At 72.3% G+C, this 17,379-nt stretch carries 16 protein-coding genes; 12 read left to right on the top strand and 4 right to left on the bottom strand.

The window, feature by feature from the left end; translation table 11 throughout:
- Nucleotides 1-222 precede the first annotated feature (222 nt).
- Nucleotides 223-702: a winged helix-turn-helix transcriptional regulator gene (locus tag ACLQ29_RS32955; protein WP_425775276.1), complete on the bottom strand. Its 480-nt coding sequence runs from the start codon at nucleotides 700-702 to the stop codon at nucleotides 223-225.
- A gap of 105 nt (nucleotides 703-807) precedes the next feature.
- Here ACLQ29_RS32955 and ACLQ29_RS32950 point away from each other — a divergent pair, with 105 nt between their 5' ends.
- Nucleotides 808-2,370: an MFS transporter gene (locus ACLQ29_RS32950; protein ID WP_425775275.1), complete on the top strand. Its 1,563-nt coding sequence runs from the start codon at nucleotides 808-810 to the stop codon at nucleotides 2,368-2,370.
- On the opposite strand, the gene ACLQ29_RS32945 is transcribed toward ACLQ29_RS32950, so the two are convergent.
- Complete coding sequence (locus tag ACLQ29_RS32945; protein ID WP_425775274.1) at nucleotides 2,371-3,237, bottom strand: oxidoreductase; 867 nt, start codon at nucleotides 3,235-3,237, stop codon at nucleotides 2,371-2,373.
- A gap of 132 nt (nucleotides 3,238-3,369) precedes the next feature.
- Between ACLQ29_RS32945 and ACLQ29_RS32940 the strand changes: the two genes are divergently transcribed.
- The 8 genes from ACLQ29_RS32940 (at nucleotide 3,370) to ACLQ29_RS32905 (ending at nucleotide 11,250) form a co-directional block, all read left to right on the top strand.
- The gene (locus ACLQ29_RS32940) at nucleotides 3,370-4,251 is read left to right on the top strand and encodes a helix-turn-helix transcriptional regulator (protein WP_393365974.1); all 882 of its coding nucleotides are present in this window, start codon (nucleotides 3,370-3,372) and stop codon (nucleotides 4,249-4,251) included.
- Between the two features lie 67 nt (nucleotides 4,252-4,318).
- On the top strand, nucleotides 4,319-4,861 hold the full coding sequence (locus ACLQ29_RS32935) for a TetR/AcrR family transcriptional regulator (protein ID WP_425775273.1): 543 nt from the start codon (nucleotides 4,319-4,321) through the stop codon (nucleotides 4,859-4,861).
- Nucleotides 4,862-4,953: 92 nt separating this feature from the next.
- Nucleotides 4,954-5,985 carry a zinc-binding dehydrogenase gene (locus ACLQ29_RS32930; protein ID WP_425775272.1) on the top strand — a complete coding sequence of 344 codons (1,032 nt, stop codon included), beginning with the start codon at nucleotides 4,954-4,956 and terminating at the stop codon, nucleotides 5,983-5,985.
- 312 nt (nucleotides 5,986-6,297) lie between these two features.
- Nucleotides 6,298-6,471, top strand: coding sequence for a hypothetical protein (locus ACLQ29_RS32925; RefSeq protein ID WP_425775271.1), 174 nt, complete (start codon nucleotides 6,298-6,300; stop codon nucleotides 6,469-6,471).
- The gene (locus tag ACLQ29_RS32920; RefSeq protein WP_425775270.1) at nucleotides 6,468-7,472 is read left to right on the top strand and encodes a glycosyltransferase family 4 protein; all 1,005 of its coding nucleotides are present in this window, start codon (nucleotides 6,468-6,470) and stop codon (nucleotides 7,470-7,472) included. Before ACLQ29_RS32925 ends, ACLQ29_RS32920 begins: the two co-directional genes overlap by 4 nt.
- Nucleotides 7,473-7,577: 105 nt before the next feature.
- Nucleotides 7,578-8,714, top strand: coding sequence for a glycosyltransferase (locus ACLQ29_RS32915; protein WP_425775269.1), 1,137 nt, complete (start codon nucleotides 7,578-7,580; stop codon nucleotides 8,712-8,714).
- Nucleotides 8,711-9,763, top strand: a complete 1,053-nt coding sequence (locus tag ACLQ29_RS32910; RefSeq protein WP_425775268.1) for a glycosyltransferase — start codon at nucleotides 8,711-8,713, stop codon at nucleotides 9,761-9,763. Before ACLQ29_RS32915 ends, ACLQ29_RS32910 begins: the two co-directional genes overlap by 4 nt.
- Complete coding sequence (locus tag ACLQ29_RS32905) at nucleotides 9,760-11,250, top strand: glycoside hydrolase family 130 protein (RefSeq protein WP_425775267.1); 1,491 nt, start codon at nucleotides 9,760-9,762, stop codon at nucleotides 11,248-11,250. The genes ACLQ29_RS32910 and ACLQ29_RS32905 overlap by 4 nt, the downstream gene beginning before the upstream one ends.
- A gap of 56 nt (nucleotides 11,251-11,306) precedes the next feature.
- Here the strand turns inward: ACLQ29_RS32905 and ACLQ29_RS32900 are convergent, their stop codons facing one another.
- Nucleotides 11,307-12,335 carry an ice-binding family protein gene (locus tag ACLQ29_RS32900; protein WP_425775266.1) on the bottom strand — a complete coding sequence of 343 codons (1,029 nt, stop codon included), beginning with the start codon at nucleotides 12,333-12,335 and terminating at the stop codon, nucleotides 11,307-11,309.
- A gap of 271 nt (nucleotides 12,336-12,606) precedes the next feature.
- Here ACLQ29_RS32900 and ACLQ29_RS32895 point away from each other — a divergent pair, with 271 nt between their 5' ends.
- Together ACLQ29_RS32895 and ACLQ29_RS32890 are read left to right on the top strand one after the other, a co-directional pair.
- Nucleotides 12,607-13,821, top strand: coding sequence for a PP2C family protein-serine/threonine phosphatase (locus ACLQ29_RS32895; protein ID WP_425775265.1), 1,215 nt, complete (start codon nucleotides 12,607-12,609; stop codon nucleotides 13,819-13,821).
- 67 nt (nucleotides 13,822-13,888) lie between these two features.
- Complete coding sequence (locus ACLQ29_RS32890; RefSeq protein ID WP_425775264.1) at nucleotides 13,889-14,956, top strand: DUF2855 family protein; 1,068 nt, start codon at nucleotides 13,889-13,891, stop codon at nucleotides 14,954-14,956.
- A gap of 38 nt (nucleotides 14,957-14,994) precedes the next feature.
- On the opposite strand, the gene ACLQ29_RS32885 is transcribed toward ACLQ29_RS32890, so the two are convergent.
- Nucleotides 14,995-15,180, bottom strand: a complete 186-nt coding sequence (locus ACLQ29_RS32885) for a hypothetical protein (RefSeq protein WP_425775263.1) — start codon at nucleotides 15,178-15,180, stop codon at nucleotides 14,995-14,997.
- A 312-nt stretch (nucleotides 15,181-15,492) separates the two neighbouring features.
- Here ACLQ29_RS32885 and ACLQ29_RS32880 point away from each other — a divergent pair, with 312 nt between their 5' ends.
- Nucleotides 15,493-17,376: a sigma-70 family RNA polymerase sigma factor gene (locus ACLQ29_RS32880; protein WP_425775262.1), complete on the top strand. Its 1,884-nt coding sequence runs from the start codon at nucleotides 15,493-15,495 to the stop codon at nucleotides 17,374-17,376.
- Nucleotides 17,377-17,379 lie beyond the last annotated feature (3 nt).

Here is a 17,379-nt window from a genome sequence, read left to right as displayed (position 1 = left end):
GCCGGCCCGCCTGGGCCTGCCGAACCCGAAGCCGGCCCGCCTGGGCCTGCCGAACCCGAAGCCGGCCCGCCTGGGCCTGCCGAACCCGAAGCCGGCCCGCCTGGGCCCGCCGGTCCCGGTCGATCGGGGTCACCGTCGACCGTCAGCGCGCCCGGATCGCGCCCGCTCCAGCCCGAGACGCCGGCCCCGCTGGATCAGGCCGAACCGCCCGGTCCTCAGCCGTCAGCCGCGCCGGATCAAACCCGGGCCGGCGGCGATGTCGATGTCGCCGTCCGTCATCTCGTGGCCCGCCGCGCAGCGGAGCACCGCGCGGACCGGTTGGCCGCAGTCGTGGTGGGTGGCGACGATGGACGGGCCGGCGTCGTCGGCGGCCCAGGTGTCGCCCCAGTTGCGGAGGGCGGTGATGACGGGCAGGAGTTCGCGGCCCTTGTGGGTGAGTTGGTACTCGTGGCGGGTGCGCTGCCCTGGCTCCCGGTAGGGGATCCGTTCGAGCAGGCCGGCGGCGACCATTTCCTTGAGTCGGGCGGCCATGGCGGGTTCGCCGACGCCGACCCGGCGGACGAAGTCGTCGAAGCGGCGGGTGCCGAGCAGGGCCTCGCGCATGATCAGAACCGTTGACCTGCTGCCCACGATGTCCATCGCTCGGGCCACCGAGCAGTTCTCACTCGACCAGGAGTCGCGGTCGTCCCGTAGGTCCTCCATGCCGTCAAGCCTACCTGACTTGCGTGGCGGCTAGTCAGGTGCTTCACTGGGATGCGCTGACTTCAGCATATGCAAGCCAGCCCATCCGGCCCCTGAGGTAACCCCGTGACCAGCAACACCACAGCCCCACCCGCGCCCGGACCGGCCGCGCCCGGACCGGCCGCGCCCGTCCGTTCCGCGGTGCGCGGCTCCCGCCCGGTGACCCTGATCGCCATGTGTCTGGGCGCGATGATCACGTTCCTCCAGATCACCGCGACCGTCTCCGCGCTGACCACGATCCAGCGGGACCTGCGGGTCGACCCGACCACCCTGATCTGGATCCCGAGCGCCTACACGCTGATGGTGGCGAGCGTGGTGTTGTCCGCCGCCACCCTTGGCAACCGCTACGGGCGCAAGCGCGTGTTCGGTGCCGGAGTCCTCGCGATGATCGTTGGTGCCGCCGTCGTGGCCGGCGCCCCGACCGTGGCCTGGGTGATCGTCGGGCAGTTGGTCGCCGGCCTGGGCGGAGCCCTGATCCTGCCGAACAGCCTGGCGATCCTCGGCGCGACCTTCACCGACCCGCACCGACGTACCGAGGTCATCACCGCGTGGTCGGCGGCCTCCGGCATCGGGCTCGCGATCGGCCCTCTCATCGCCGGCACGCTGCTTCAGCACTACCGGTGGCACAGCGTCTACCTGTCCACGATCGTGCTCGGCGTGATCACCCTCGTCGTGGCCGCCGTCGGGGTGGCCGAGTCCCGGCCGAGCGCCGCCCGACTCGACGTACGGGGCCTGCTGCTGGGCACCGTCGCCATCGCCGCTGCCGTCTACGCGATGATCCAGGGCGGCAAGGACGGCTACGCCAGTCCGGTGATGCTGGTGGCCTGGATCGCCGCGCTTGTCTCACTTGTCGGGTTCGTGCTTGTCGAGTTACGGGCCAGCGCGCCGATGCTCGACGTACGGCTGTTCCGGTCCGCGTCGTTCAGCGCCGTCATGGTCGTTGCCGCCGTGTCGCTGTTCGGCTTCACCGGCGTGGCGATCCTGCTGGTCCTCTTCCACGAACGTGCCCAGGCGCTCAGCCCGCTGGACACCGGCTGGCGGATGCTCGTGCTCTTCGGCGCCTACGTGCTCGCCGCCTTCGGCGCCGGGCGGGCGATCCGTCGTACCGGCTTCAAGGCGCCGATCGCCCTCGGCCTGGTCCTGGGTTCGGTGGCCAGCTTCGCTCTGGCGACCCAGGGGCCCACCGCGTCGTTCGGCAGTCGCTGGGCGCTGTTCGCGTTGTTCGGCGCCGCCAGCGGTCTGGTGGTGGCCCCGGCGACGGCGGCGGCCCTGGCCAGCGTCGTACCCGCGCAGGCCGGCATGGCCGCCGGGGCGGTGAACGCCGCCCGCCAGGTCGGCTCCGTGCTCGGCTCGTCGGTGTTGGGCACGCTCCTGACCACCACGATGCTTGCCGACCTGCCCGACCGGCTGGCCGCGCACCAGGTCGGCGAACCCACCGCGGCCGCCGTGCGGGTGGCGGTGGCCGCCGGCGTCACCGGCGACCAACCGCTGCCCGATCCGGTACGGGTGGCGCTGGCCGAGGCGCTGACCTCAGGCGTCCAGGCCGGGTTGCGGGTCAACGGCATCGTCTTCCTCGTCACCGCCGTGCTCACGCTCGCCCTCGTCCGCAACCGCCCGCACATGCCCTAGCTAGGCGCCGATGGCGTCCAACTCCTCGATCGCGTCGGCCGGCAGCTTCAGGTCGGCCGCCGCGAGGTTCTCCCGCAGGTGCGCCAGCGTCGAGGTGCCCGGGATCAACACGGTGGTGGGGGAGCGCTGAAGCAGCCAGGCGAGGGCGACCTGCTGCGGCGAGGCGCCCACCCGTGCGGCCACGTCGTTGAGCGTGTCGGACTGCAACGGCGTGAACCCGCCGAGTGGGAAGAACGCGGCGAACGCGATGTTCTCTGCCGCGCACCTGTCCACCAGGGCGTCGTCCTGCCGGTTGGCGACGTTGTAGAGGTTCTGGACGGTGACCACCGGGGCGATGGCCTGGGCCTCGGTGAGCTGGGTGAGCGTGACGTTGCTGAGCCCGAGGTGCCGGATCAGCCCCTCCTGCCGCAGGTCGGCGAGGGCGCCGAACTGCTCGGAGAGGGGATCGCCGCCGGTGCCCTCCGCCACACCGACCCGCAGGTTGACCACGTCGAGGACGTCCAGGCCGAGGTGCTGGAGGTTGTCCCGGACCTGGGCCTTCAGCTCGTCCGGCGCCAGCGCCGGGATCCAGGAGCGGTCGGCGCCGCGTCGCGCGCCGACCTTGGTGACCAGGTGCAGATCCTCGGGGTACGGGTGCAGCGCCTCGCGGATCAGCTCGTTCACCACGACGGGCCCGTAGAAGTCGCTTGTGTCGATGTGCCGGACCCCGAGGTCGACGGCCTCGCGGAGCACGGCGAGCGCCTGCTCGTGGTCGCGGGGCGGGCCGAAGACACCCGGGCCGGCCAACTGCATCGCGCCGTAGCCCATCCGGCTCAGGGTGAGGCCGTCAGCCAGGGTCAGGGACCCGCCGGGAAGGTTCTCGCTCATGTCGTCCTCTATCCGTAATCGAAGTGGATATGCGTCGACTGTGCGCCGGCGGCCGACCGGGCGGCAGGGCGAGCTGTTCCTGGTAGTGACACAGCCAGTCACCGGGCGGCCGGGCGATCTACCGTCGGTGGCATGGACGCGACGAATCCGCTCGGCGACTTTCTGCGTGCCCGTCGGGAGCAGACCCGGCCCGAGGACGTCGGGCTCGGTCCGGGCGTTGGCCTGCGCCGGGTGCCGGGGCTGCGGCGCGAGGAGGTGGCGATGCTGGCCGGCATCAGCGCCGACTACTACCTGCGGTTGGAGCAGGGTCGCGAACGGCATCCCTCGGTGCAGGTCCTCGATGCCCTCGCCGGGGTGCTGCGGTTGGATCCGGAGGCGACCGCGTACCTGATCGGGCTGAGCCGCGCGCGGTCGCGACGGGCGGTCCGACCGGCCGCCGAACGGGTGCCGGCCAGCATCCTGCACCTGCTGCGGCAGCTCGACATGCCGGCCTTCGTGCAGAACCGCTACCTCGACATCCTGGCCTCGAACCCGATGGCGAGGGCACTGTCACCGAATCTCGCCCCGGGCGCGAACCGACTCCGGGCGGTGTTCCTGGACCCGGCCGAGCGGGAGTTGTTCCGCGACTGGCGGCAGGCGATGCAGAGCGTGGTGGGGCAGATGCGTGCCGACTCGGGCGGGGCCACCGACGATCCCCGGTTGACGGCGCTGGTGGGGGAGTTGTCGCTCAAGAGCGACTGTTTCCGCCAGTTGTGGGCGCGGCACGAGGTGCGTCGGCGGGAGGGCGTGGTCAGTCGGCTGCGTCACCCGGAGGTGGGTGACCTCGACCTGTACTGCGACAAGCTCGCGGTCGCGGGCGCCGACGGGCAACTGCTGGTGATCTACCACGCCGAGCCGGGTACGGAGTCCGCGCGCTCCCTGGCGCTGCTCGGCTCGATCGCCGCCAGCACCTCAGACGACATCCCGGACAGCCTCCGACCCGGTGACCCGGCCCGGCTCTACCCGCTGGAGTGAGGGAGGACGGGCGGGTCAGCCGGCAACCGGCTTGACGGTTCTTGTTTGTGAGTGCACACTTACAAACATGCGATCGACTGCCGAAGCCCGCCGGGTCACCGTGCTGAACGCCGCGGTCGCGGCGTTCGCGCGCACCGGCTTCCACGCCACCCCGGTCACCGCCGTCGCCGCCGCCGCCGGCATCTCCGAGGCGTACGTCTTCCGGCTCTTCACCGGCAAGCTCGGGTTGTTCGTGGCGGCGGCCGACACGTGCTTCGAGCGGATCGCCGTGGCGATCGAGGCGGGAGCCGAGCAGGCCACGGGCAGTGGTCCCGAGGAGATCCTCGACGCCATGGGCGGCGCCTACGCGGAGCTGATCGCCGACCGTGATCTGCTCCTCTTCCAGGTGCAGGCGCAGGCCGTCACGGACATCCCGGAGATCGCCGAGGCGGTGCGGGCCGGCTACCGGCGGGTCGCGACCTTCGTGCAGGACCGGTCCGGCGCCGACGACGCGCAGGTGCAGCGGTTCTTCGCGTACGGGCAGCTCTGCCACCTGATCGTCACCGCCGGCCTGGAGCAGGTCCCCGAGTCGTGGGCCCGCGCGCTGACCGCCGGCATCCGTCACCCCTGACCCCGACCATCGACCCCTGGGCCGCGACAGCGGCCCACCTTTTCACCCGAACAAGTGTGTGAGTGCACACTTACAAACCAGGAGGAATCCCGATGACCACCGATGCGATGATCACCGAAGTCGTGCTGCCCGGCGTGGTGGAGCCCGACGGACTGCAACTGCGCCGACGCGCCATGCCCGTCCCCGCCCGGGGTCAGGCGCTCGTCCAGGTCGAGGCCACCGGCATCTCCTTCGCCGAGCAGCAGATGCGTCACGACCGCTACCCCGGCCAGCCGAAGTTCCCGTTCGTGCCCGGCTACGACCTCGTCGGCACGGTCCGGGCGGTCGGCCCCGACGCGGACGGCTCGCTCGTCGGCACCCGGGTCGCGGCGGTCACCAAGACCGGAGGCTGGGCCTCGCACGCGCTTGTCGACATCGACGCCCTGACCCCCGTACCCGCCGAGGTGGACCCCGCCGCCGCCGAGACCGTCGTCGTCAACGGTGTGACCGCCTGGCAGATGCTGCGGAGCGCCGGTCTGCGCGCCGGGCAGACAATCCTCGTGCACGGCGCGAACGGTGGCGTCGGCACCGTGCTCGTCCAACTCGGACGCCACCTCGGCCTGCGGGTCATCGGCACCGCCGCCGCACGGCATCACGCCGCGCTGCGCGACCTCGGCGTCGAACCGCTCGACTACCGTGACCCGGACGTGGCCACGCGCGTGCGTGAGCTGTCACCGGGCGGTGTCGACGCCGTCTTCGACCCGGTGGGCGGCCCTGGTGTCCGCACCTCGTACGGCCTGCTCGCCCCCGGCGGCACGCTCGTCGTCTACGGCAACGCCGGCGCCGTGGACTCCGGCCAGTCGGTCGCCTGGGTCTTCGTGAAGCTGCTGTCGCGCCTCTACACCTGGAACGCGCTGCCGAACGGCCACCGGGCCGGCTTCTACAACTTCTGGGCCGGACACCTCACCCGCCGTGCCGCGTTCCGGCGTCGCCTGCGTACCGACCTGGGCATCGTGCTCGACCTCCTGCGGCAAGGGGTGATCGTGCCGCAGATCGCCGCCCGCTACCCGCTCAGCGAGGTCTGCACCGCGCTGGTGTTCGCCGAGACGCGCAGCCGGGCGGGCAAGGTGGTGCTGGAACCCTGAACGTTGGATCCGGTGGGCCGGCGGGCGCGACCGACCGGCCCGGCGGCCGGTGCGGGTGCGCTCGCGCACCGCGAGGGCGTACGGTGAACCTGTCGCCCGGGAACCCGGTGGCCGCCGGACGCCGTCCGCCACCAGCCCACAGAGGGCGTAACCGCTCGTCATCCCCATCGCCGCGCACGGCTGGTCGTGTTGTCGATCGCCGACCCCGTCCCGGCTGTCGGGTTCGCTGGTCAGCACCGTCACGGAGGCGGTGTCCGGACCACCGCCGTCCGTGCGAATGATCGTTCTGAACGCCTAACAGGGGAGCACCAGATGAGGATCGCCAGGGACAGGATCGTCACCGCACTTCGCGACCGGGGCCAGCAGGCCCGGGCCGACTGGGTCGAGCGCGAGCTGCCGGAGCGCGTGGACCCGGCGAAGCACTCCGGGTTGCTCGCCACCCTGCACCTCGACCCGGCCGACCTCGCCGACGCGCCATCTCCGTGAGGGTTGCCCTGCTCGGACCGATCGCCTGGCGTACGCCCCCGCACCACTACGGCCCGTGGGAGCAGGTGACCGGCCTGCTCGCGGAGGGGCTGGCCAGCCGCGGCGTCGACGTGACCCTCTTCGCGACACTGGACTCCGTCACCTCCGCGCAACTCGACGGCGTCTGCCCCCGGGGCTACGCGGACGACCCGGACCTGGACGGCCGGGTGTGGGAGGCGATGCACGTCTCCCACGCGCTGGCCCGCTCGGCGGAGTTCGACCTGGTGCACAGTCACCTCGACTGGCTTCCGCTGGCGTTCGCGGAGCACTGCCGCGCTCCGCTGCTGACCACTGTGCACGGCTTCTCCGGCCCGGACATCGTCCCCGCCTACTCCCGAGCCCGCTCGTCGTACGTGTCGATCTCCGACGCCGACCGGGCACCGGCGCTCGACTACGTCGCCACGGTCCACCACGGCGTCGACGTCGGCGGGCTGCCGTTCACCGGCGACGCCGGCCCCGGACTGGCCGCCTTCGGCCGGATCCATCCCGACAAGGGCACCCACACCGCGATCGAGATCGCCCGCCGCGCCGGCCGACCCCTGACCATCTGCGGGATCGTGCAGGACGAGCGGTACTTCGCCGAACAGGTGGCCCCGCACATCGACGGTGACCAGGTCGTGTTCCTCGGGTCGGTGGGCCCACGGCGGCGGGCCGAGGTGCTGGGGGACAGCACCGCGCTGCTGCACCCGATCGCCTTCGACGAGCCGTTCGGGCTGTCGGTGGTGGAGTCGATGGTCTGCGGCACCCCGGTCGTCGCGTACCGGCGGGGGTCCATGCCGGAGGTCGTCGACGACGGTGTGACCGGCTTCCTCGTGCACACCGTCGACCAGGCCGTGGACGCGGTCGCCCGGGTCACCGGCCTCGACCGGGCGCACTGCCGGGCGCGGGCGCTGCGGCGATTCAGCGCGGACCGGATGGTCACCGACTACCTCGCCGTCTACGACAAGCTCGTCCACGGCTGAACCAACCCGCCCCGCCGGTCACACACGCTGACCGGCGTGCGCCGTTCCCGCGTGAGGCCCGCCCGTCGGAAGGCAGGGGCCGACAACCGGAAAGGCACCACGTTCATGCCCAGCTACGGATTCCTCAGCACCCACCCACCGACCCGGTGTGGGCTGGCCACCTTCAACTCCGCACTCGCCGCCCAGTTGACCGCCGACGGCACTCGCGGTGGCATCGTCCGGGTCACTGATCACGGCGACGACCAGCGGCCGGTGCCCGGGGTCGTGCACACCTGGTCGGCGCTCACCCCGACCGGCTGGCGGGACGCGGCGGCCGCCCTGAACACCTTCGACGTGGCGATCGTCCAGCACGAGTACGGCATCTACCCGGGCAACGACGGCGAGGACGTCCTGCCGCTGCTGCGGCGGCTCACCGTGCCGAGCATCGTGGTCCTGCACACCGTGCTGCGTCAGCCCACCGCCCGGCAGAAGTCCCTGTTGGAGCGGATCGTGGCCACCGCCGGGGCGGTGGTCACGATGACCGAGACCGCTCGGGACCGGCTGCTCGTCGGGTACGCCGTTCCCGCGGGCAAGGTGACAGTCATCCCGCACGGGGCCGCCGAGCTCGCCGACGTACCCGTCGAGCGGCGTTCCCGACCGCACCTGCTGACCTGGGGGTTGCTCGGCCCCGGCAAGGGTGTCGAGTGGTCGTTGCGGGCCCTCGCGCGGTTGCAGGACCTGGAACCGACACCCACCTACACGGTGGCGGGCCGGACCCACCCGAAGGTGGTCGAACACCAGGGCGAGGCGTACCGGGCGGGGCTGCACCAGCTCGGCGCCCAGTTGGGCATCGCGCACGCCGTCGACTACCAGGACGTCTACCACGACCAGGAGGCGCTGGGTCGGTTGATCCGCTCCGCCGACGTGGTGGTGCTGCCCTACGACAGCCGCGAACAGGTCACCTCCGGCGTACTCATCGAGGCCGTGGCCGCCGGGGTGCCCGTCGTGGCCACGGCGTTCCCGCACGCCGTGGAGCTGCTGACCGGTGGGCCGGGTCTGGTCGTACCCCAGCAGAACCCGGCGGCGCTGGCCGCGGCGATCCGGCGGATCCTGACCGAGCCGGGCCTGACCGCGCGGCTCGCCGGCCGGGTCCGGCCGCTGGCCGCGCACCTGCGCTGGCCGGCGGTGGCGGCCCGCTACGAAACGCTCGCGGGGCAGCTCAGCGAGGCCCGCCCGCCGGCGGTCAGCGCGGTGCCGGCATGACCACGACCACCGGTCGGCCCCGGACCTCCCCCCGGGGACGCTGGGCGACGGCGCCCGCGCCGAGCTTCGCCCATCTGATCCGGATGAGCGACGACACGGGTCTCTTCGAGCACGCCCGGCACGCCATCGCGCGTCGCGAACACGGCTACTGCACCGACGACGTGGCCCGTGGGCTGGTCGTCGTCAGCCGCGAGCCGGACCCGAGCGAGGAGGTGCTGCGGCTCGCGGAGCGTTACCTGGCGTTCCTGACGCACGCGCAGGGCGCCGACGGCGCCTTCCACAACCGGCTCGGGCACGATCGGCGCTGGGCCGACGAACCGGGGCTCGGCGACTGGTGGGGTCGGGCGCTGTGGGGTCTGGGCACGGCCGTCGCCCGCAGCCCCGCACCCTGGGTACGGGAGGAGGCGCTCGTCGCCTTCAGTCGGGGCGCCGGCCGCCGTACCCGGGCACCGCACGCGATGGCCTTCGCCGGCCTGGGCGCGGCCGAGGTCCTCCGCCGCCACCCGGGTCACGTCGCCGCGGCGTCCCTACTCGCGGACGCGGCCAGCACTGTCGGCCCGGCGGGTCCCGACCCGCGCTGGCCGTGGCCACGACAGGAGTTGACCTACGCGAACGCGGCCCTCGCCGAGGTGGTCATCACCGCGAGCCAACTGCGCGAGGGTGGTCCACAGCTGGACGACGGCCTGCGGATGTTGGCCTGGTTGCGCGACGTCCAGCTACGCGACGGACGGCTGTCGGTCGTACCGGCCGGCGGCTGGCGGCACGGCGCCGTGCGGCTGCGCCACGACCAGCAGCCGATCGAGGTCGCCGCGCTGGCCGACGCCTGTGCCACGGCCGCCACGGTCACCGGCGACCCCGAGTGGGACACCGGCGTACGACAGGCGGTCGGGTGGTTCCTCGGCGACAACGACCTCGGCACGCCGATGTGGGATCCGGCGACCGGCGGCGGCTACGACGGGCTGACCGCGCACGGACCCAACCTCAACCAGGGCGCCGAATCGACTCTCGCGCTCCTCTCCACCCTCCAGCACGCCCGGCGGTGGTCGTGATCCGGAGTCTGGCCGTCCGACACGACGCCACTCTCGCTCCGGATCCACGGCGGGTCATCGTCAAACTCTTCGTCCCCGGGGAGGACGCGGCGGTGGTGCGTACCCGCGCGCGGGCGCTCATCGACCGGGTCGCGCGCCTCGACGAGGCCGAGACCGGCCGGCTGTTGCGGGACACCTTCGACCGCTTCGGTGCCCGGCACCGCGACCTGGCCGGCACGTTCCACCACCACTACGACCTCGTCCGGCACCGCGCCGCCCGGGCCCGGGATCTCTCGCCGACCAGCCGGCTGCTCGTCGGCGCCTACTTCAGCCACGAGTACGCGGTGGAGGCCGCCGCCCTCTGCAATCCGTCGATGGTGGCCCACCCGGACCAGACCGGTCTGGGCGTCGGGCAGTTGCGCGTCGCGGTCAGCCTGCGGCAGATCGGCGAGGGTCATCTGTCGTCCATCGGGTTCGCCACCGCGGTCCTCGGACCCGGGCGTCAGCTCACCGTCGCCGATCGGCCCGGCCCGCTGGCCGTCGGGCAGCGGACGGGCGTACGGCACCGCCGGGACCTGCTCGTCGCCGGCCTCGCCGAGGAGGACTGCGACAACGAGGTCACCGCCACGGTGCTGGACGCCCTGCCCGAGCGGTACGACGAGGCCACCTTCGAGCGGCTGCTCGCCAACCTGCCACCCGATCTGCTCTCCCGCAGCACCGGGTTGGGCACCCTGGAACAACTGCGTCGCACAAACGCCGGAAGTTACGCCACGGCCTTCCCCGCCGACACGGCTCTGCACCAACGGGTGCTCTGGCCGGCCACCCCGGCGGAGAGCAACGGCATGGAGGACGCGCGGTTCGTCCGGTTCGTCGACGAGTCCGGGCCGGTGTACCGGGCCACCTACACCGCCTACGACGGCCGGAGCATCGCCACCCGTGCGCTGGTCAGCAGCGACCTGCGCCGCTTCGAGACGACCCCGATGCGAGGGCCGGGCGCGCGCAACAAGGGGGTCGCGCTGTTTCCGCGTACCGTCGGCGGCCGGCACCTGGCGCTGTGCCGGGCCGACGGCGAGACCATCGGCCTGACCCGCCTGGACGGCGACAATCGCTGGCAGGCCCCGACCCCGCTGCACGCTCCACGGGACAGTTGGGAGCTGATCCAGGTCGGCAACTGCGGATCCCCGATCGAGACCGACGCCGGCTGGCTCGTGCTCACCCACGGCGTCGGACCGATGCGCCGGTACGCGATCGGCGCGCTCCTGCTGGACCTGGACCGACCGGAGCGGGTCGTCGCGCACCTTCCCGGTGCGCTGCTGTCGCCGGAGGAGGACGACCGGGACGGGTACGTACCGAACGTCGTCTACTCCTGCGGAGCGCTCATCCACGACGGCGAGGTGTGGCTGCCGTACGGGGCGAGTGACTCCCGGGTGGGTTTCGCCACCGTGTCGTTGGCCGCCCTGCGCGCCGCGATGGTGGAGTCGCCGCCAGCGGGTGAGCGGGACGGGTGACAGTCGGTGGTGTCGCCCCGACGGCCGGTTGGTTACCGGCCGCCGGGGCGCCTCGGTCAGGAGTTGGTCGTCCGACGCCGGTAGAGGAGCAGCAGGGCTGCGCCGCTGGCGACGGCGATACCGCCGATCCCGGTCAGGACGGGCACCAGAGCGCCTCCGCCGCTGCCGCCGGTGACGGGCAGCCTCGTGCGGGTGGGCGTGGGTTGGCCGGTGGGCTGGCCCGTCGGCGTACCGGTGGGGGTGCCCGTCGGTGTGTTCGTGGGCGTGCCGGTCGGCTGGGTGGGCGTGCCGGTCGGCTGGGTGGGCGTACCGGTTGGTGTTCCGGTCGGCTGGGTGGGCGTGCCCGTCGGCTGGAGGCAGACGGGGGCGTTGATGGTGTTGGTGTCGAGGGTGACGGCGCCGGTCCGGGCCATGGCGCGGCCCTGGAGGGTGGCGCCGGTGGTCATGGTGATCGATTCCTGGGCCAGGATGTTGCCCACGAACTGGCTGCCCGTGCCGATGGTGGCCGAGCTGCCCACCTGCCAGTAGACGTTGCAGGGCGAGGAGCCGTTGATGAAGACGACGCTGCTGCCCGACGCGGTGATGAGGGTGGAGTCGATCTGGAAGATGAACACGGCTCCCGGGTCGGCCTGGCTGTTGAGGGTGAGGGCTCCGGTCAGTTGGGCGGCACCGATCCGGTACACCCCGGGGACCAGCGTGGTGCCACCCAGTTCCGCGGGCAGGATGGTGAACGGGGTCCGACCGGCCGCGTCGTTGTAGGCGGTGGTCAGGTCGTTCTGTGCCTGTAGCGCGACGGCGTCGGCGAGGTGCGTCTCGCCGCCCACGAGGCCGGGCGGGAAGCCGGTCGCGGCGCTGCCGGGGCTGACGCCGAGGTTCTGGGCGAGGAAGGTCGGTCCGGTGTTGGTGACCCTTGCGCCGGCCAGCACGGAGAAGTTCGCCGCCGTGCCGAGGTCGACAGGTGCCTCGGCGGCGCTCGCGCCGGTGCCGCTGAAGATGAGTACGGCCACTGCTGTGCCGCCGGCGGCGACGGCAGCCAGTGCGGACATGGCCGCGCGGCGCGGATGGCTCAATAGCTTGGTTGTCACGACGTGCCCTTTCGCGAAGGCGTCTCACCAGACGCCGGCGATGCGGTGGTTGGGTGCCGCACCGGACCACGGGGGTTGCTTAAACGGACTTTTACACACTTAATTCACAAAAGTAGTAAAACGCGTGGGATGGGTGGGGCCGGCGAGGTGCAGGGACACGCGAGCGGCCGGTGTTGGTGATCGGCTGGTGAGGAACGCGGCGGGGCAAGGTAGCGTCACCGCACGTCCTGCCGTGGCCGTACGGTTCGGGGAGGACCGGGGGAGGTGCAGCGTGGGCGACGTCGGCGAGATGGTGCGGTGGCTCCAGCTCAACGCACCCCGAAGTGGCCCGGACGAGCTGGCTCAGCTCGTCGCCCGGGCGGCCCCCGGCATCGACGCCACCGAGATCGTGATCTACCTGGCCGACTACACGCAGTCCCTGCTCGTGCCGCTGCTCGGCGCGGGTCTGGTCCGGGACGAGTTGTCGATCGAGACGACCCTCGCCGGCCGGGCCTTCACCAACCTCGACATCCAGCGCGCGCCCGACAACCCGGACCGGGTCTGGGTGCCACTGCTGCTCGGGTGCGAACGGATGGGCGTGTTGGAGATCGTCTCGCCGGCGGCCGCCGACGCGTCCCTGGACGGGCCAGCCTGGGAGGTGGCGGTCAACATCGCCCAGATCCTGGTCAACCGGCGGCTCTACGGTGACGTGGTCGAACGGATGCGACGCCGTCTGCCGATGCAGGTCGCGGCCGAGATCGTGTGGGGGCTGCTGCCGCCGCTGACCTTCGCCACCGACGACCTGGTGATCACCGCCATCCTCGAACCCTGTTACGACGTCGGCGGCGACATCTTCGACTACGCGCTCAACGGCGACGTGCTCAGTGTCGGGCTCTTCGACACCTGCGGGCACGGCATCAAGGCGAGCACGCTCGCTTCACTCGTGGTCAGCGCGTACCGCAACGCGCGCCGATGCGGCCTCGACCTGGTCGACACGGCGATCAGCATCGACAGGTGGGTGCGTTCCGAGCATCCGAACTTCTTCGCGACCGGGCTGCTCATCGAGTTGGACCACCGGACCGGCCGACTCAGCGTGATCAACGCGGGTCACCCGGGCGCGATGTTGCTGCGCGACGGCAAGGCCATTCGGGAGCTGCCGGGGCCGACCGCGTTGCCGCTCGGGCTGGGCCACCTGTCGGCGCAGCGCCCGAGGGTGCACGTGGAGGAACTGCACCCGGGCGACCGCATCCTCGCCTACACCGACGGCATCACCGACGCGCGCAGCGCGGACGGGGAACAGTTCGGGTTGGACCGGCTCGTCGACTTCGTCAACCGCGCCCTCAACGACGGGTTGCCCAGCCCGGAGACCATGCGTCGCCTGGTGCGCGCCGTCGTCGGCTACCAGGACGACCGGCTGGAGGACGACGCCACGGCCCTCTTCCTGGAGTGGCGACCGCCGCACCTGCCGCTCGCACACCTCCGCGATCTCGCCGCGCCCCGATCCTGACCCGAGAGTGGGATTTTGCACTCCCAGTGCACTTGTCTGGGTCCGGAGGGGTGTCTAGCGTCACCTCATGGCCGACTCATGGACCTTCGCCGTGGCACGTGACGACCTCGGGCAGACCACGCTCGTCGATGGCGACCCGCCCACGGTGGCCGACGGCGAGGCGCTGCTGCGGGTGGACCGGGTCGGCCTCACCGCCAACAACGTGACCTACGCGGTCCTCGGCGACGCGATGCGCTACTGGGAGTTCTTCCCGCCGGCGGCGGTCGGGCTCGGGCCGCAGTGGGGCCTGCCGCCGCTCTGGGGCTTCGCCGAGGTGGTCACGTCGACCGTCGCGGGCGTCGAGACGGGGCAGCGGATCTACGGCTACCTCCCGCCCGCGGGCCACCTGCTGGTGCGCCCGGACCGGGTGGACGCGTCCGGGTTCCGGGACGCGAGCCCGCACCGGGCCGAGTTGCCGTCACCGTACAACGCGTACCGGTTGACCACCGGTGACCCGGCGTACCGGCCCGACCAGGAAGATCTGCTGATCCTGTTCCGGCCGCTGTTCTTCACCTCGTTCATGCTGGCCGACCAGGTTGCCGACAACGACTTCTACGGTGCCGAGACGCTGCTGCTGTCGTCGGCGTCGAGCAAGACCGCGTACGCCGCCGCGTTCGAGCTACACGGTCGCGGGCCGCGCCTGGTCGGGCTCACCTCGCCCGGCAACCTGGCCTTCACCCGCTCGCTCGGCTGCTACGACGAGGTCGTCTCGTACGACGACATCGACGCTCTGGACGCCGTCGCGTCCGTCTACCTCGACCTGTCCGGCGCACCCTCGACCCGGGCCGCCCTGCGTCGGCGACTCGGCGACCGGCTGGTCCGGGACATCGCGGTCGGCCTCACCAACCAGACGCCCAACGCCGACGCCGCCGAAGAGGTGTTCTTCGCGCCGGTCCAGATGCGCAAGCGCGGCCAGGACTGGGGGCGTGCGGGGCTCGACGAGCGGTTCACCGAGGCCTGGCAGCGCTTCACCGCCATCGTGGGCGGGTGGCTCGACGTCCAGGTCGGTGCCGGGCCGGAGGCCCTCCAACGCGCCTGGCTCGACGTCCTCGCCGGTCGTACGCCGCCACGGGTGGGGCACGTCGTCCAACTGTGAGCGGCGAGGTGGTGCCGGCACGGGAGCGCGCGGCCGGATCAGGCGCGCCGATCTCCGTCGTCGCCGGCGGTCGGGCTCTGCGGGGCAGGCTGCACCGCGAACGGGTGGCGCAGCCGGCGCATGGCCTCCGCGCTGCCGTCGACGGGCACCGCCGAACCGTCCGGCCCGTCGGCGTTCGACGTGGCGAGAAACAGGGCCGGTCGGCCGTTGTCGTTCGATGTCATGCAGGATCCTGTCTTCGGTGAAGGAGTGCGGCCGGGCCACGGGACGTCTCGCCCGATGAGTGCCGGGTCGGCGCCGCACGGCGGCGCCCGATCAGGGTGTCTCGTGCACGGGCGAATGCCCGGCGACACCGATACCTCGCACCATACCCGGCGCTGTCGATCCGCACGCGCCGCCGACGGACCCCGGACCGGCCGGCCCACCGACGACGGAGAATTCTGTAATCCCTCCTGCCGGTGCCAGTCTCCGAACGTGAGGGCGGTCAGCGCACACTGCGCGGGTCCGCGCGGATGAGCACCTGAGGAGTGACAGCCATGCCGTCAGCCGGTCGAGCACTACCCGATGTCGGGTTGGTCGTCGCGGCCCGACAGGGCGACCAGCGCGCCCTCGATGACGTCGTCGCGGCCTCGCTCCCGTTGGTCTACAACATCGTCGGGCGTGCGCTGCGGGGCCACGCCGACGTCGACGACGTCGTCCAGGAGACGTTGGTACGGGTGATCCGGCACCTGCCCGCGCTCAACGACCCGGCGGCGTACCGGTCCTGGCTGGTGGCGATCACCATCCGGCAGGTGCGCGACTGGGAACAGCGCCGACGTGTGGCGCTCAACCGCGACGCCGGGCTCGACGTCATCCACAACGTGCCCGACCCCGCCTCCGACTTCGCCGGCATGACGATCCTCCGGCTCGGTCTCACCGACCAACGACGCGAGGTCGCCGAGGCGACCCGCTGGCTCGACCCGGATGACCAGGAGTTGCTCTCGCTGTGGTGGCTGGAGGAGACCGGCGAGATCACCCGCAACGAGGTCGCCGACGCGCTCAGCCTGTCGCCCGGACACGTCGCGGTGCGGATCCACCGGATGAAGGAGCAGATCCAGAGCGCCCGCGGCGTGGTCCGCGCGCTGCGCGCCCGCCCTGGTTGCCCGGACCTGGCGGTCGCGACCGCCGACTGGGATGGCACTCCCAGCCCGCTGTGGCGCAAGCGACTGGCCCGACACGTCCGCGACTGCGCGTTCTGCGGGCGGCTGGGCACCACCCTGCTGCCGATCGACCGGCTGCTCGCCGGAATGCCGATGCTGCCGTTGCCGGCGGGTCTCAGCGCGCACTTCCCGGGCGCTGCGGTGTCTCCGGCCGGCGCGCAGGCCGTCGGGCCTGAGCCCGCCACGGCCGGGCACGCCGCCGGGCAGAGCCCAGCCGGTGGTGTGCCCACCGATGGGGGCGGCGGCCCGAGCGCTCTCGACCTCGCGGTGAACCGACCCCGTGGCCTGCTCCCCTCTCTCGCCGCCGGGGTGGCCGCGGCCGTTCTCGCCATCACCACGGCGGTGGTGATCCTGCCGGAGGATCCACCAGCGCCCTCGTGGGCCGCCCCGCCGTCCGCGGCGCCCACCGCCGTCGCCCCGCCGAGCAGCCCGCCGTCGCCGAGCGCCCGACCCTCGTCGAAGGCCCCGGTCGCCCCGGCGGTCAGCTCCGCCCGCAAGGGCGTCGGGGTGTGGAACTTCGCCGGCGCCAGCCAGGCGCTGGCGAACTCGAAGGCCGGCTGGTACTACACGTGGGGCACCCAGCACCCGGGAATCAGCACGCCGCGAGGCGTGACGTTCGTGCCCATGATCCGTGGCGCGGAGAACGTCACCGCCGCCGAGTTGGCCCGGGCGAAGGCGGCCGGGCCGGACCTGCTCACCTTCAACGAACCGGACCTGCCCGAGCAGGCGAACATGACCGTCGAGCAGGCGCTGGACCTGTGGCCGCAGCTGATGGCGACGGGCAGCAGGCTGGGCAGCCCGGCGGTGGCCTGGGGCGGGCCGGATCCGCAGGGTTGGCTGGACCGGTTCATGACCGGTGCCCAGGCCCGGGGCCACCGGGTGGACTTCATCACGCTGCACTGGTTCGGCGCCGACTTCACGAGCGCCACCGCCGTCGACCAACTCCGGCAGTATCTGCAGGCTGTCTACCAGCGCTACCGGAAACCGATCTGGCTCACCGAGTTCGCCCTGATCCGCTTCGACTCCGGCCGTCAACAGTTCCCGAGCCAGGAGCAGCAGGCGGCCTTCCTCACCGCGGCCACCGCCATGCTCGGTCGACTGCCCTACGTGCAGCGTTACGCCTGGTTCGGTCTGCCCGCCACCGACCAGGACCGATCCGGGTTGTTCACGGACGGCACCGAGGCGACGGTCGTCGGCCGCGCGTTCCAAGCCGCCCGGTGAGCG

This window comes from Micromonospora sp. DT228 (assembly GCF_049841595.1).
Classification (GTDB): Bacteria; Actinomycetota; Actinomycetes; order Mycobacteriales; family Micromonosporaceae; genus Micromonospora.
This window is presented reverse-complemented; position numbering and strand designations above follow the sequence as displayed.